The organism is Agrobacterium sp. V1, from assembly GCF_030518355.1.
In the GTDB taxonomy this organism is placed as follows: domain Bacteria; phylum Pseudomonadota; class Alphaproteobacteria; order Rhizobiales; family Rhizobiaceae; genus Agrobacterium; species Agrobacterium cucumeris.
This window is the reverse complement of record NZ_JAULSF010000002.1, coordinates 1,685,479-1,700,676: the sequence shown is the minus strand read 5'-3', so window position 1 is coordinate 1,700,676 and position 15,198 is coordinate 1,685,479. Positions and strand designations below refer to the sequence as shown.

Annotated in this window: 12 protein-coding genes; 3 read left to right on the top strand and 9 right to left on the bottom strand. The window is 57.8% G+C overall.

Annotated features, from left to right (window positions below):
- Positions 1 to 43 precede the first annotated feature (43 nt).
- The 4 genes from QSV77_RS21650 to QSV77_RS21635 form a co-directional block, all read right to left on the bottom strand.
- Positions 44 to 724 (bottom strand): urease accessory protein UreF, encoded by a 681-nt coding sequence (locus tag QSV77_RS21650; protein ID WP_302735021.1) that lies wholly within the window; start codon positions 722 to 724, stop codon positions 44 to 46.
- An 83-nt stretch (positions 725 to 807) separates the two neighbouring features.
- Complete coding sequence (locus QSV77_RS21645; protein WP_269702293.1) at positions 808 to 1,386, bottom strand: HupE/UreJ family protein; 579 nt, start codon at positions 1,384 to 1,386, stop codon at positions 808 to 810.
- 84 nt (positions 1,387 to 1,470) lie between these two features.
- Positions 1,471 to 2,907, bottom strand: coding sequence for a GntP family permease (locus QSV77_RS21640; RefSeq protein ID WP_302735020.1), 1,437 nt, complete (start codon positions 2,905 to 2,907; stop codon positions 1,471 to 1,473).
- A gap of 630 nt (positions 2,908 to 3,537) precedes the next feature.
- Positions 3,538 to 4,455 carry a LysR family transcriptional regulator gene (locus QSV77_RS21635; protein WP_271362870.1) on the bottom strand — a complete coding sequence of 306 codons (918 nt, stop codon included), beginning with the start codon at positions 4,453 to 4,455 and terminating at the stop codon, positions 3,538 to 3,540.
- 155 nt (positions 4,456 to 4,610) lie between these two features.
- On the opposite strand from QSV77_RS21635, the gene QSV77_RS21630 reads away from it, so the two are divergent.
- Together QSV77_RS21630 and QSV77_RS21625 are read left to right on the top strand one after the other, a co-directional pair.
- Positions 4,611 to 5,384: a type 1 glutamine amidotransferase domain-containing protein gene (locus tag QSV77_RS21630; protein WP_302735019.1), complete on the top strand. Its 774-nt coding sequence runs from the start codon at positions 4,611 to 4,613 to the stop codon at positions 5,382 to 5,384.
- Positions 5,385 to 5,742: 358 nt separating this feature from the next.
- Positions 5,743 to 8,790, top strand: a complete 3,048-nt coding sequence (locus tag QSV77_RS21625) for an autotransporter outer membrane beta-barrel domain-containing protein (protein WP_302735018.1) — start codon at positions 5,743 to 5,745, stop codon at positions 8,788 to 8,790.
- A gap of 54 nt (positions 8,791 to 8,844) precedes the next feature.
- Here the strand turns inward: QSV77_RS21625 and QSV77_RS21620 are convergent, their stop codons facing one another.
- Positions 8,845 to 9,303, bottom strand: coding sequence for an Lrp/AsnC family transcriptional regulator (locus tag QSV77_RS21620; protein WP_302735017.1), 459 nt, complete (start codon positions 9,301 to 9,303; stop codon positions 8,845 to 8,847).
- A 123-nt stretch (positions 9,304 to 9,426) separates the two neighbouring features.
- On the opposite strand from QSV77_RS21620, the gene QSV77_RS21615 reads away from it, so the two are divergent.
- A complete protein-coding gene (locus tag QSV77_RS21615) occupies positions 9,427 to 10,710 on the top strand; it encodes a cystathionine gamma-synthase family protein (protein ID WP_302735016.1) in 1,284 nt (427 codons plus the stop codon).
- A 119-nt stretch (positions 10,711 to 10,829) separates the two neighbouring features.
- Here the strand turns inward: QSV77_RS21615 and QSV77_RS21610 are convergent, their stop codons facing one another.
- The 4 genes from QSV77_RS21610 to QSV77_RS21595 form a co-directional block, all read right to left on the bottom strand.
- Complete coding sequence (locus QSV77_RS21610) at positions 10,830 to 11,558, bottom strand: ABC transporter ATP-binding protein (RefSeq protein ID WP_302735015.1); 729 nt, start codon at positions 11,556 to 11,558, stop codon at positions 10,830 to 10,832.
- Positions 11,555 to 12,424 (bottom strand): ABC transporter permease, encoded by an 870-nt coding sequence (locus tag QSV77_RS21605; protein ID WP_271362875.1) that lies wholly within the window; start codon positions 12,422 to 12,424, stop codon positions 11,555 to 11,557. The genes QSV77_RS21610 and QSV77_RS21605 overlap by 4 nt, the downstream gene beginning before the upstream one ends.
- Positions 12,421 to 13,416: an aliphatic sulfonate ABC transporter substrate-binding protein gene (locus tag QSV77_RS21600; protein WP_142842987.1), complete on the bottom strand. Its 996-nt coding sequence runs from the start codon at positions 13,414 to 13,416 to the stop codon at positions 12,421 to 12,423. The genes QSV77_RS21605 and QSV77_RS21600 overlap by 4 nt, the downstream gene beginning before the upstream one ends.
- Before the next feature lie 149 nt (positions 13,417 to 13,565).
- A complete protein-coding gene (locus tag QSV77_RS21595; RefSeq protein ID WP_269702307.1) occupies positions 13,566 to 14,894 on the bottom strand; it encodes an LLM class flavin-dependent oxidoreductase in 1,329 nt (442 codons plus the stop codon).
- Positions 14,895 to 15,198 lie beyond the last annotated feature (304 nt).

Genomic DNA, 15,198 nt, shown 5'->3' with positions numbered 1-15,198 from the left:
GTGTGATACCGGCAAGATGCGTTCCTGCGGACTCCATTGGCACCTAGGAACGAAAGAGCCGGCTGTATTGCGTTTCATGCCAGGCACTCGCCATGGCCATGACGGGTGCGGCATTGCCTATTTCATCGTCGGTGACCGTCTCGGCCTTTCTCGCCGCCCGCTCGATGACGTCATCTGCAGCAATAAGGAGGCGCTGGCCGGCCGTGTGCCCCAGCGGGACCAACCGAATGGCCGCAGACACCTGGCCTTCGACCGTACTCCATAGAAGCCCCCGCAGCGCATCGGTCTCCGAGATGTTCCAGTGCGTCGCCGCCAGCGTGAAGGCTGCCGGATATGTCAGCTTCGACCCCTTGAAGGATTTGGCGGACGAAACGCCGAGATCCTGCAGAACCTTCAACATCGATGCGCCCATCTGCTTGTCTTCCAGTTCGATCTCCCGGCTTTCCCGCGCCGCCGACAGCCAAGCATCAGCCTTCAGGAACGCGTCACGATCCCCGACCTTCATCGCCCGCATCATGCGCAGGAACAAAGCCGCATCGCAGACAGAGTAGCTGTGCTCGACAAGACCGAATATCCAGGCCGCAGCACTTGCCTCATCGTAAACATTCCTGTCGTGCACTGCCCATTCCAGACCGCGGGAGTAGGAAAACGAGCCGACGGGCTGGCTTGGGCTCACCAGGCGCAGAAGCTGGATGGGCAGGCCACCGGATGTCTGTTGCGTCACATGGTTCTCCCGGAGCTATCGCTAAAGCCGGCCCTATGCCGACCCCTTTGGCTTCACATGTTTCATCACGTGCATTCGGCCAGTCAGCTTGCGAGTAAAAGGACGCCGCCAAGTGCGGTCGCGCCACCGGCCAGGCGCAAAGCAGCTGTCCCGCGCGTCAGCCGCTCGGCGACGATGCCCGTTCCCATTCCGATCATGTGCAGCAATGCCGTCGCGATACCAAAACCTGCTCCGAAGACCAGGGCGCTCTGGTTGGCCAGTTCGGTGCCATGGGCGTGTCCGTGGAAAAAAGCGAACCCGCCGACAATCATGGCGACGAGCACCGGCGAGACCGGGCGCGCAACCGCGACCGAAAGACCGATGATGATTGTCGAAGCGAGAATGACCGGCTCGACCAGGGGGATGTGCACACCCGCAAGCGCCACGATAAAGCCGACCAGCATCAAAGCGACAAAAGTCGCAGGAATGGCGATCAGGGAACGTCCCCCGAGCATGGCGGCTGAAAGGCCGACCGCGACCATGGCAAGGATGTGATCCCAGCCGGAAAGCGGGTGCATGAACCCGGACATGAATGAGCCATGGTCGCCATGGCCGACATGTGCGAGTGCCGGGGTGCTGGCCATCAGTAACGGTATCAGGATCAGAACGGACATTTTCTTCATGGCACGGTCTCCATAACGTTGAACGGGTAAGCCTATGAATTGTCACCGGATCCCGAACAGGCGGGATCAGCGTGCGGTGCCAGCTCAGAATGAGCCGAACATCGAACCGAGAAAAAAGACTGCGATGAGAGACAGGATGACGCCGACAATGACCGTCATGATCATGTCGAAATAGCTTCCGGCGTGCGTCTGCTTGCTGATCTGCAGGAGGAGCAGCACCGTACCATTGTGCGGCAGGGCATCCAGCGTGCCGGCGCTGATCGTCGTCAGACGATGCATCAGGGCAGGGTCGATGCCGTATTCGGCCGCAAGGCGCATATATTCCGCGCCGAGCGCATTGAGTGCGATTGCCATCCCGCCAGACGCTGTCCCGGTCAGCCCGGCCAGGGTGTTCATCGCCACGACCAGTGAAACGAGTGGACCGCCCGGTATTTGCAGCACCGCGTCCCGCACGACCATAAAGGCCGGCATGGCCGCGACAACGGCGCCGAAACCGACAAGGCTCGCCACTGTCATGATGGGAAGAACCGCTGAGTTTGATCCTGCATCGAGGCTCTCGCGTAATGACCCCAGCCGGCCGAAATTGATCGCAATGACGGTGATGATCGCCGCTGCCAGGGCAAGAAGGACAGCCCAAACGCCAATGGTCGAGGCGATATTGATCCCGAGCGCGGTTTCGGCCCGCGAGAAATCGACCCTCGGCAATATCACCAGGGCCATCAGGAAGTTGACCCCAATCACGACGATCAGCGGCAGAACGGCGAAAAGGAACGATGGCGCCTGTTTGCTCCTCTGTCCGTGGGTCAACTCGTTTGGATCAAAGTCCCCTGAAATGGTCGCCTGTTCGCGGGTCTTTTCACTGATGACAACCGGCTTTTCATCATCTGTATATCCTTCTCCGGCGGCGCGGGCTTTCGCCTCAATGCGCGCCAGCCACCACATTCCGAAGGCGAATGTGATAATGGAGGCAATGATACCAAGACCGGGCGCCGCAAACGTCGTCGTGCCGAAATATGGCATCGGTATCGCGTTGTTTGTCGAGGGCGTGCCCGGCATCGCTGACATGGTGAAGGTAAAGGCGCCGAGACCGATGGCCGCCGGCATGAGGCGTGCCGGGATATTGGCAGCGCGGAACATTTCCCTTGCCATGGGCACCAGCACGAAAAATGCAACGAAGACGCTGACGCCGCCATAGGTGACGACGGCGGATGCCAGGACAACGGAGAGCATGGTTCGCTTGACACCCAGACGCTCCGTCAGGAAACGAGCGATCGACGTAATCGATCCGCTGTCATCCATCATTTTTCCAAAGATGCCACCGAGCAAAAACATGGGGAACCATTGCATCACGAAACGTGCGGTACCGCTCATGAATGTCGACGTCCAGTGTGGCAAAAGCGGCTCGCCGGAAAAGACTGCGACTATAAGAGCTGCCGCAGGCGCCAGGAGCAACACGCTCCATCCGCGGTAGGCAAACCACATCAGAAAGCCTAGTCCGATCAGAATTCCAAATAGCCCCATCAGCTCTGCCTCTCAATCTGATCACGTCATCGGCTACGCTTTCAGCGTGCGATCCCATCAGAATTATCACTCTAATTTCATGAACTACCATGGTGCATTAGTCGACGGCGCGCGCGCCAGCAGCACTCATATTGCTGGAGAAATGGACGCCGTGCTTACTCATGGGATTCCGGACCCATCAAAAGCGTTGCCCGCGACACATGGGGCTCCGTTGCAAAAATTCCGGTTGGTTGGAGAGCTCCTGCTTCTCCGCCGTCAAGCGGTCTGAGCTTCGAGATCCTGCGCGAGCAGGGCTACCGCTTTCGTCAATGCGCTCGGTCCGACGCCGAACGCACGTTCAATGATGTGTGCTTCTCGAGAGCGTCGCGTTGTTTTCTCGCCAGGGTCAGGACTCGTTGCTCAGAAACAGAAGATAATAGTTGCGGCGAGAGCGATGGCGGAGAAGAAGGCCATTGGGCACCTGTCGTAGCGCCACGACGCAGCCAGAAGACCACGACGGCCAGCCCCCGGACATTCTTGAGGCTGCTGCAGGCAGACCTGATTTAAGGAGAGGCTGGATGTTGTTTCCAAGCCTGACAGTGCGCGGCAGGGCCGGAGGCATCACCGCTTATGGTCGGAATTAAATATACATCACGTCACTGACTTGGACTGTTTGCGCAGCTTCGAGCAGGTGTCAATGAATGCCCGTAACTTGGGCTGGCTTTGGGCGGCCTTGGTAAAGTAGAGAAAGAGGCCATCGCCGCCGGGAGAGTAATCGAGCAAAGCGGGTTCGAGCAGACCCTGGGCGAGTTCGCTGGAAGTGTGGAACGTCGACGAATAGATGAGGCCCAGACCCTGGCAAGCGAATTGCCGCATAAGCTCCCCATCGTTCACTGTGATTGGTCCACTCGGTTCCAACCGGACGGTCTGACCCTGATCGAGAAACTCCCACCGGTAGATGTCTCCTTTTTCCGGGCGTCGAAATCGAATGCATCGGTGCTGTGTAAGCTCACCAGGTGTTTTCGGTTTCCCATGCACTTTGAAATACTCTGGAGAACCGAAAACGGCCCAACTGAACGGTGGTGAAAGCCTGATAGCGATCATTTCCTGGGCAACATAGGATCCGAGTAGGATGCCAGCGTCATAACCTTGGGCAACAAAATCGTGATGCTGATTGCTGACCGTCACGTCCACATTCACCAGCGGCCAAGATCGTCTGAAAATGGGCATGACAGGATCCAAAACATGCGGAATAGCAAGCCTCTCAACGATAAGCCGTAACGTGCCGGACGGCTCGCTTGAAGACTGAAGCGTCTCCTCAAAGCTTGCCTCGATCAGATGAGCCGCCGGGCCTATCTTCCCCAAAAGCCCTTCGCCTGCTTCTGTCAGCGACATTTTTCTGGTCGTGCGATGAAACAAGGGTGTCGACAGCCTTCGTTCCAGCCGCTGCAACGCCTGGCTGATCGCGCCTGGCGTCACGCCAAGCTCCAATGCTGCCTTGCGGATGCTTTTATGCCTGGCGATTGCCAGGAATTCCGACAGTCCGTCGAATGCATCGTGACGCGTCATTTGATCTTTCCATTCGGACCATTGGCGAAGGCAACACTATAAGGCTCCAGATAGATAACGAAGGTTTTCTAAACAATCCATATAGAAGTGTGGCACTTATGTTTTTAATCGAAGCTGGACATATGGAGAGCGTGTCAACAATTTGAGGAATGGATATGTCGCTCTTTAACCACGTCGCAGGCATCTGCGTCGCCATTGCCACCCTTGTCGCGCTGCCCGCCACCTCGTTCGCGCAGACTGCTGAAACCGCGAAGAAAAAAATCCTGATCGTCGTGTCCAGCCTGGACAAGAAAACCCCCGAACTCGTCGGCGGATATTGGTTCCCCGAGCTAACGCACCCCGTAGAAGTGTTCGATGAAGCCGGTATCGATTTCGACATTGCAAGTCCGAAGGGCGGATTGTCGCCTTTTGACGGGTTCGATCTAAAGGACCCTGCGACGCTTGCATTCTGGACCAATCCGGATCACCGCAACAAGATCGCAAATTCGATCAAGCTTTCAGAGGTCGACGCCTCACAATATGCGGCTGTCCAACTTGTCGGCGGACATGGACCAATGTGGGATTTCGTCAATGATACCGATCTTCAGGATATCATTCGCAAGATTTACGAGGGCAACGGCATCGTCAGTGCCGTTTGCCACGGTCCGGCAGGTCTTTTGAATGTGAAGCTGAGCAACGGCGAAAGCCTTATCAAGGGACGCCAGCTCACGGGCTTCACTGCAGAAGAAGAAGTCTCCCGCCAATATGACAAGATCGTTCCTTTCGAGCTCGAGGGCGCGCTGAAGAACGCTGGGGCGATATTTGAAGAGGCACCGATTTTCGAGAACAAGGTTGTTGTCGATGGCCGTCTCATCACAGGCCAGAACCCTGCCTCGGCCAGGGCATTCGGTGAGGCCATTGTGAAGGCCCTCGAAACAAAGACGCAGTAAACAAACGATCATGATGGCACGTCCGACGCCCTGAGGACGTGACATCGCGATGCAAAACCACGACTTGAACCAGGAATTGGCCATGTATTCATCCAGGCCGAAAACAAGCCGGGCAATGCTCATAACCCTGGGCGAAACTGCATGCTCGATACGACTGTTTATCGGTCTCAGAGACGCTAAACAGCGGTTAAGCGATTTCGCTGAAAACTTCCTTCAACCTGGGTAGAGCGAAAGCATGCTGGTTGTCCGATAAACCGGGGAATACAACCGGAAAGCCACTTTCTGTTAACCATAAACCCTTCTTATATGAGGAGATTCGAATGTGATTCATTCAAGGTAGTCTGCTTCGGGGCGCGCGATGCTGAAACAACGACGTCCGATGCCGGACAAGCCAAGTATCCGGAACTCGGGAAGCCCAAAAGCGAAGCACCTTCGTTCGTCGCGCAGCCTCCTGCTTGGATGCCTTTTTACAGCCGCCTCTTATCCAGCCCTGGCGCAAACTGCGAGCTGGACGGGTTCAGCCGGAAACAATGACTGGTTCGATGCCGGGAATTGGGACACGGGCCTTGTCCCGGACGCCTCAACTGACATCGGGATGGTTTCAGGAACGGCACTGATCTCAGGCAGTAGTGCTGAGGGTAACTACATTAACATCGATACGGGTGCCGTCGTCACAGTGACCGGTACAGGCTCGAGCCTGAGCACAATGGAAACGAGAACCTCCGGGGGCACTCTCAACATCAACGGCGGTGCGGTTGTGACCAACAGCAGCGGAGTTGTGGGCGGCACTGTCATCGTATTCGGAAAAGACGCAGGCGGTAGTTCGTCAACCTGGACCAATACGGATTATTTTGTAATCGGCGACGGTGCGGCCGGTGGTTTGGAAGTCCGAGCAGGCGGCAAGGTCAATGTCACCGCAGATGCGAGCCTTGGTGGGACGTATTTTGGAACTGCGCTTGTTTCGGGTGCGGGTTCCATGTGGGAAACCACCGGGCGTCTTTCGATCGACAATGGCAGCTTACGCATTGAGGACGGCGGAAGTGTCAGCAATGGCCTGGGGATCATAGGTGACACGTTCTTAGCGGGCAGCGTCATCGTGACCGGTCAGGGTTCAAAGTGGGTCAATTCTGACCAGCTTGCCGTCGGCAGCTTTTCCAGCGGTACGATGTTGATCGAAGATGGTGCGACCGTCTCAAGCACCCAGGGATATGTTGGTGCAAATCCTGGTAGCGTCGGAAGCGTCACGGTGACAGGGATCGGCTCAAACTGGCAGATCACCAGCTCCAGCCTCACTGTGGGAAATCATGGTGTTGGAGACATCACCATCGAAGATGGCGGTCTGGTTTACGCGAAATCCGGTGTCTTGCTTGGTTCCTCGGCGACAAATGCGTCCGGAACGGTCACTATAAACGGTACTGCGACGGCGCGCGGCGTGCTTGAGACCAGCTTTTTTCGTGGAGGTTCGGGAAGCGCAAATGTCACGCTTGACGGTGGTATCGTACGGGCCATCGAAGACAAAAATACCTTCTTCTCGAATTTCGACGGCCAACAGCTGCGCCTTGCGTCTGGCGGAGGTTTTTTTGATACGAACGGTTTCAGCATCGGGATCGAGCCAGAAATATCCGGCGTTGGCGAGTTAACCAAGCTTGGTGCCGGAACCTTGACGCTGACCGGCACGAATACATATGCAGGTGGCACAACGATCACAGCTGGAACCCTGAAGCTGGGCGATGGCGGGACCAGCGGCAGTATCATCGGCGACGTTGCCAATGACGGTATTCTGGCCTTTGACCGTTCGGATGTGGTCACATTCGGCGGCACGATTTCAGGGGCGGGTGGCGTGCAGCAACTCGGTAGCGGACAAACCACGTTGACCGCCAACAATTCGGCGCTCCTTGGCACGTCTGGCGTCTATAACGGCATCCTCTCCGTAAACGGCTCCCTTGGCGGATCGATGCAGGTGGTTGGCGGTCGTCTGCAGGGCACTGGCCAGCTGGGCACGACCACCAATTTTTCAGGCGGCACCATCGCGCCGGGCAATTCCATCGGCACGCTCACTGTTGCAGGCGACTATATCGGCAGTGGTGGTACACTCGAAATCGAAACGGTGCTGGGTGACGACAGCTCTGCCACCGACCAGCTGGTCGTTACTGGCAACACGTCTGGCACGACCAATGTCCGCGTGATCAATCTGGGTGGCGCTGGGGGCCAGACGATTGAGGGCATCAAGATCATCGAGGTTGGAGGCGTGTCAGCCGGCAATTTTTCCCTGCTGGGCAGCTATCTGTTTAAGGGTGATCCGGCGGTGGTGGCCGGAGCCTACGCCTACCGGCTTTATCAGGGCGGCGCCTCCACACCCACCGATGGCAATTGGTATCTGCGCTCGGCTCTAACCGGTTCAGGAGGCTCGGCAACTCCGCTCTATCAGCCCGGCGCACCTGTTTACGAAGCCTATGCCTCGGCGCTGCAGCGTTTCAACAGTCTGGACACGCTTCAGCAGCGCGTCGGCAACCGCGTCTGGAACCGCAACACGAACGAGGTTCAGGCTGCATTTGACGAGGCTGACGATAGCGGCATCTGGGCGCGCATGACCGGCAGCCATGATCGTATGACGCCGAAATCTTCGACAACAGCGGCAGACTACAGGGTCGATACCTGGCAGTTGCAGGCCGGTTCGGATCTGGAGCTTCACTCTGGAAAAAGCGGCAGTCTGGTTGGTAGCCTTTCTGTGCATTACGGCACCATTGACAGCGATGTCACCTCGGTTTTCGGCGATGGTTCGATCAGGGGAAATGGCTATGGTTTCGGTGGCTCCCTGACTTGGTATGGCGAAGGCGGTTTCTATCTCGATGGGCAGACCAATCTGACCTGGTACGACAGCAATCTTTCGTCTTCGACTGCAACGACAAGACTCGTCTCCGGCAATGATGGTTTCGGTTACGCGCTTGGTCTTGAAGCCGGTCAGCAGATCGTCATTGGTCGGGGCTGGGCAGTGACGCCGCAAGCGCAGCTTGTCTACTCCAATGTCAGCTACAAGGATTTCGACGACGTCTTTGGCACAAAGGTATCCCTCGATAACGACGATGATCTGACCATGCGTCTTGGCCTGTCGTCCGACTTCGAAACCACATGGGTTAGCGATACGGGAGAGATCAATCGGATCCACGCTTATGGCATTGCCAATCTCTATTATGACGCCCTGCCTGAGACCAGAACCGATGTGGCAGGCGTGGCATTCACCAGCGGGCACCAACGGCTCCGGGGTGGTCTCGGCATAGGTGGAACATACAGTTGGGCGAACGGAAAATACGCGATTTATGGAGAGGCGAACGTCAAAACTGCCCTGCGCGATTTCAGCGAAAACTATAGTTACGCCGGCAGGTTCGGTTTGAACATTCGTTTTTAAGCGGAAGACGCCTCTGGGAGCGCGAGAGCCGGGTGAAGGCAGGAATTGCAACGCTCAGATGCGTCGTGCCTTGATTGTGTTCATGACGAAGCTTGTCTCGATGGTGTCGACACATTTCAGCTTTGCGATCTTGTCCTTGATGAAACGCTCATAGTCTTCCAGGCCGCCACACATGACCTTGAGCATGTAATCCTTCGAACCGGTGACCAGATGACATTCGAGAACCTCGTCCCAGTTGAGAACGGCCGCCTCGAACATTCGGATTTCGTCGTCGTGCTGGCGGCTGAGGCGGACGGATGCAAGGGCGGTCATCGTCCATCCCTCGATTGCCGGATCAATGATCGCGGAATACCCTTTGATCGCCCCTACCTCCTCCAGCCGCCGGAGCCGCCGCAGACACGCAGATGCCGACAGTCCGACCCGCTCGGCGAGTTCGTTGTTGGTGACTCGCGCATCGGCAGACAATTCCCCGAGTATCCGTTTGTCGATCTGATCCGCAATTTTCTGCGACATAAAAGAAGATCCTCCGCAATATATTGCGTTATCAGACATGTCTGCGCCTTAAAATGCAAGTTATTTTGGCCTGATTGCATGTAACCTGCAGTGAGTTCAACGCCAGTCAAGGGATCATCGGAAATGACCGCGCCGCATCCGTCCAAAACCCACATCGGCAATCACGCTCTCCATCCTGAAACCCAGATGCTCAATTATGGATATGATCCTGAATTGTCGGAGGGTGCCGTAAAGCCGCCTGTGTTTTTGACGTCGACTTTCGTCTTCAAGTCGGCAGAAGACGGGCGCGATTTCTTCGACTACGTATCCGGGCGCAAGGAACCGCCGGAGGGCAGGGGCGCGGGCCTCGTCTATTCGCGTTTCAACCATCCCAACAGCGAGATCGTTGAAGATCGTCTTGCCGTTTATGAACGTACCGAGAGCTGTGCGCTCTTCTCCTCCGGCATGTCCGCCATTTCAACGACGCTTTTCGCCTTCGTCCGACCGGGCGACACCGTGCTGCATTCCCAGCCCCTGTATGGCGGCACGGAGACGCTGCTGGCGAAGACCTTCCATAATTTCGGTGTGTCGGCAGTGGGCTTCGCCGACGGTGTCAGCGAGGCCTCGGTGATGGCTGCGGCAGAGGAGGCGATGGCGAAGGGCAGGGTGTCTGTCATCCTTATCGAAACCCCCGCCAATCCGACAAACAGCATTGTCGACATCGCGATGATGGGCCGCGTCGCTGACGTGGTCGGCCAAAAGCAGGGGCACAGGCCGATCATCGCTTGCGACAACACGCTCCTTGGCCCGGTGTTTCAGCGGCCCATCGAGCACGGTGCCGATATCTCGCTCTATTCGCTGACGAAATATGTTGGCGGGCACTCCGACCTCATTGCCGGTGCCGCGCTTGGTCGGAAGGATGTCATGAAGCAGGTGAAGGCCTTGCGTGGCGCGATCGGCACGCAGCTTGATCCGCATTCATGCTGGATGCTTGGCCGCTCCCTCGAGACGCTGCAGATCCGGATGGAGCGAGCGGACAACAACGCCAGGGTCGTGGCTGAATTCCTGAAGGAGCATCCGAAGGTGGAAAAAATCCACTACCTGTCTTTCAGCGAGCCGGCCTCCGCCGTCGGCAAGGTGTTTGCGGCTCAATGCACCGGTGCGGGATCGACATTCTCGTTTGACATTATTGGCGGCCAGGCTGCATCCTTCAAGTTCCTCAATGCCCTAACCATATTCAAGCTGGCGGTAAGCCTTGGCGGTACGGAGTCTCTTGCTTCCCATCCGGCAACCATGACACATTCGGGAGTTCCCGCCGATGTTCGCCAGCGCATCGGCGTGCTGGATTCCACAATCCGGCTGTCAATCGGTATCGAACATCCCGACGATCTTGTCGCTGACCTGGCCCTCGCCTTGGACAAGTCATGACTCGGAGAAAGATGTAGCCTCGAACGGATGGAGGAACGGCGAATGCTGCGGCAGACTTTCGGGCTGCTCAGCTTCGCCTGCCAGCTTCACGCCGACTATTCGGGTGAGGCGCACAGCCGTCAGATGACATGGGCGTTGTGCAGGGCGGTCAGCACCTCGTTCTTGAGGCTGGCTAGTTGCGGCGACCTTCGGTCGCGCGGGCGCGGCACGTCCACCTCTATCCGCTGCTGGATACGGCCGTCATGGGCGCCCATCATGTAGATCCGGTCACCGAGATAGAGTGCCTCGTCGATATCGTGGGTGACGAGCAGGAAGGAAATTCCGCGCTGTTCGATGATTTTCAGCACCAGGTCCTGCAGTTTCATCCGCGTGAAAGCGTCCACCGCACTGAAGGGTTCATCCAGCAGCAGGATGCGCGGCCGGGTATAGAGCGCCCTTGCGATGGCCACCCGCTGCGCCATGCCGCCTGAAAGAGCCTTTGGCAGCGCGCCGGCGTGGCCGCTCAGGCCCACATCGTTGATCAGGCCTTCCACCCGCTCGACATCATATTTCTTGCCGGCGGCGTAACCTATATTCTCGGCAACCGTCAGCCAGGGCATCAGGCGAGGTTCCTGAAACACGAAGGCGATGGGCGGCGAGGCCTCATCTTCCTCTGCCTGCTGAACCCTGACCGTACCGGAAAAACGTCGGTCGAGACCGGCGGCAATGCGCAGCAACGTGCTCTTGCCGCAGCCGCTGGGGCCAAGAAGAACAGCCGCCTCACCATCACCAAGCGTCAGGTGGATATCCTGAAGGACGACCGTATCGCCGAAAGCTTTTTCGCGCACATCGACATTGAGCAGGCTCATCGCAGCCGCCCTCCTTCATTGAGGGAATAGGTGTCACGCCAGCGCAGGCAACGCTCCTCGACGATCTTGAACAGGCTGTCGGAAATCTTGCCCAGCACCGCAAGGCAGATGATGGCGATCATCACCAGATCGGGCCGCGAGAGTTCCCGTCCGTCGGACAGCATGTAGCCGATGCCTTCAGACGCGGCCAGAAGCTCGGCTGCGACAACGCTCAGCCAGGCGAGCGACAGCCCGTAACGCAGGCCGGTGAACAGATGCGGCAAAGAGGCGGGAATGAAGATCCGCCACACCAGAACGGGCAGCGGCTGGCGATACATCTCGCCCACTTCCACCAGCTTGCGGTCGACATTTCTGATACCGGAGAAGAGGTTGAGATAAACCGGAAAAAACGCGCTTTTGGCGATCAGCACGATTTTCGAGGTTTCTCCGATGCCGAACCAGATCATCAGCAGCGGCACCCATGCAAGGCTGGGCACGGCGCGCAGCGCCTGAAATGTCGGCTCGAGATAACGCTCGGCAGCAATCACCAAACCGACCAGCGAACCGACGACGACCGCCAGCAGCGAGCCGATGACGAAGCCGACAAAGACGCGCGCGGTACTGGCCGCAACATTCGTCCACAATGGACCTTCGGCTAGCCGCAGAAACGTCTCGTAAAGTTCGGAAGGCGGCGGCAGCACATAGGGGCTGACCCAGCCCAAACGAACGAAAAGCTCGAGCAGCACCAATGAGCCGACCGGCACGATTGCACCGCGCAAATCGAAGCGGCCAAAGAAATTGCCCACCCGCTGCAAGAACGGCAGGCGGGAGGGGAATTGTTTGGCAGGCTGCTTCACGCGCTGGAATTCGCGCGGATGGGAATTCATGCGCCGAGTGCCTTTTTCGCCGGTGCCGGATCGATCAGCGATGAAAGGACATTATCAACATTGACGCCCGGGCGCAGAACATCATCGCCAAGCAGTGGCGTGACAATGCGGATGGAGTTCAGCAATTCCTCACCGGGAACAGGATCCTTCCAGTCGCGCTTGTTAATCGTCAGCTCGGTGATCTTGGGATCGTTGCCGGTGACCTTGGTGACGAAATCGATAAATTCGCGGTTATTCTCGCGGATCCACTTCTGCGTCTCCACCCAGACGCCGAGCAGTCGCTCGACTGCTTTCGGATGCTTTGCCAGAAATTCTTCCGAAACGCTGAAGACGCTGCCGTCGCGCCAGCTGCGCTCATCGAAAATCGCCCTGTCGCCGGCAAGCTCCGCCTGGGATGTATGCGGATCGATACCGACCCAGGCATCGACCTGACCCTGCTGCAGCGCGTTGAAGCCTTCCGGATGTTGCAGGTTCACGACCTTCAGGTCGTCGATCGACAACTTGTTCTGGTCAAGCGCACGCACCAGAGTGAAATAAGGAGCCGTTCCCTTGGTGACTGCGATGGTCTTGCCCTTGAGATCGGCAACGGTCTTGACCGGCGAATCCGGGCGCACCTGAATGATGGAGGAACCACCCCAGCTGGCCACATAGATAACCTTCAGCGGCACGCCGTTGGCACGGGCCAGAAAGGCTGACAGTGCGGCCGAACCGGCAAAATCGGTCGAGCCGACCTTCAGGAATTCCAGTGAATTGTTGCTGCCACGGGACTGCACCCAGGTGATCTTGGTGCCGACATCCTTAAAAGCCTCTTCGAGCCAGCCCTTGTTCTTTATCAGCAGTGTGTGGGAGGAGTAAAATCCCCAGTCCAGCTTCAGCTCCGCAGGGAAATCCGAAGAGGCTTGAGCGAGCGCGCGGCCCGTGACCAACGGTGCTGCGAGTGCGCCGGCAAGGCCGAACTTGAGGATCTGGCGGCGGGAATGTTCAGCCTTCATATTAATTCACCTAATTTATGTATTTTGTGTAATTAAAGGGTAAGGGCGGGTGTTTTTGAGGTCAATCCGCCCTTCTGGAACCTCATGCCAAACTTCGCGGCGGGTGTGGAAAATCTCCCTAGCTTTGTCGCAATCGGCGCGATGACCCTTTATTGCGGGAAAAAACGATTGGCTGGCCGTTGCAGCCCCAGATGATCACGCAATGTCGGCCCCTCATAGTCCTTTCGAAACAGACCACGTCGCTGTAGTTCTGGCACTACGCGCGTGGTGAAGTCGTCAAGGCCATCAGGCAGGAAAGGGAAGGTGATGTTGAAGCCGTCCGAACCCTCTTCATGCAGCCATTTTTCCATCTCGTCGGCTATGGTTTCCGGCGTGCCGACGAAGGCGAGGCCGGCATAACCGCCCAGCCGCTGGGCAAGCTGGCGCACCGTCAGACCTTCGTTTCTGGCGAGTTCGATGACCCTTTCGCGGCTGGATTTGCTCGCATTCGTCTCCGGAATATCAGGCAGGGGAGCATCGGGATCGAAGCCGGAAACATCGTGGCCGAGCGCAATCGACAGCGAGGCGATCGCGCTGTCATAATGGACGAGGCTGTCGAGCCTGGCGCGTTTGGCCCTGGCCTCTTCCACGGTATCGCCGACCAGAACGAAAGCGCCCGGCAGTATGACAATCCCGTCTCGGGAACGGCCCGCAGCGACAGTCCTGTCCTTGACGTCCTTGTAAAAGGCCTTTCCCGCCGCAAGCGTGGGTGTCGCCGCAAAAACCACCTCGGCTGTTTCGGCCGCAAGCTGGCGTCCCGGCTCGGATGCGCCGGCCTGAACGATGACAGGCCAGCCCTGCACCGGACGCGCGATATTAAGCGGCCCGCGCACGGAAAATTCGGGTCCCTTGTGATTGAGGACGTGCATTTTTTCCGGATCGAAGAACAGCCCGCTATCGACATCGCGGATGAAGGCGTCGTCAGAGAAGGAATCCCAGAGGCCAGTGACGACATCGTAAAATTCACGCGCCCGCCCGTAGCGCTCGGTGTGGTCAGGCTGTTCGTCGCGGCCGAAATTCCGCGCAGCATCCGGGTTTGACGTGGTGACGATGTTCCACCCGGCACGACCATTGCTGAGGTGATCGAGAGACGCAAAACGCCGTGCCACATGATAGGGCTCGTCGAATGTGGTTGAGGCGGTGGCAACCAGCCCGATGCGGGAGGTGACGGCGGCGAGCGCCGAAAGCAGGGTAAAAGGTTCGAAGGACGTTACGGTGTGGCTGCGGCGCAGGGCTTCCGTTGGCATGTTCAGCACCGCCAGATGATCGGCCATGAAGAATGCGTCGAATTTCGCGGCTTCCAGCTGTTGCGCAAAGCGCGCCAGATGGGCGAAGTTGAAATTCGCGTCCGGGAATGCACCCGGATAACGCCATGCGCCGGTGTGGAGGCTGACGGGCCGCATAAAGGCGCCGAGATGCAGTTTGCGATCATTTGCCATTCGGCTTTACCCTCTCGTCGATGTTTCTGATCCGGGCCGCTGGCCTTGTCGTGGGAGGGCAAGGCAGGCCCGATTGCCATCGCGACGATATCCCTGCCGCGAACCGGGCGCGGCAAAGACCATTCCGATTATTGGTGGCAAACCGAAAGATTTTTCTTCGGGGCTGGATAGCCGGGTTCAGCAGCGTGTGAGGTCAACCACGATATTGAAATGACGGGCTTTGGCGCAGCCGAGATTTTGAAAGACGTTAGCAGTCACGATGAAGACAAGGTCCTCACCCCTTTCGGGCGGTGTCCGCTGCGCC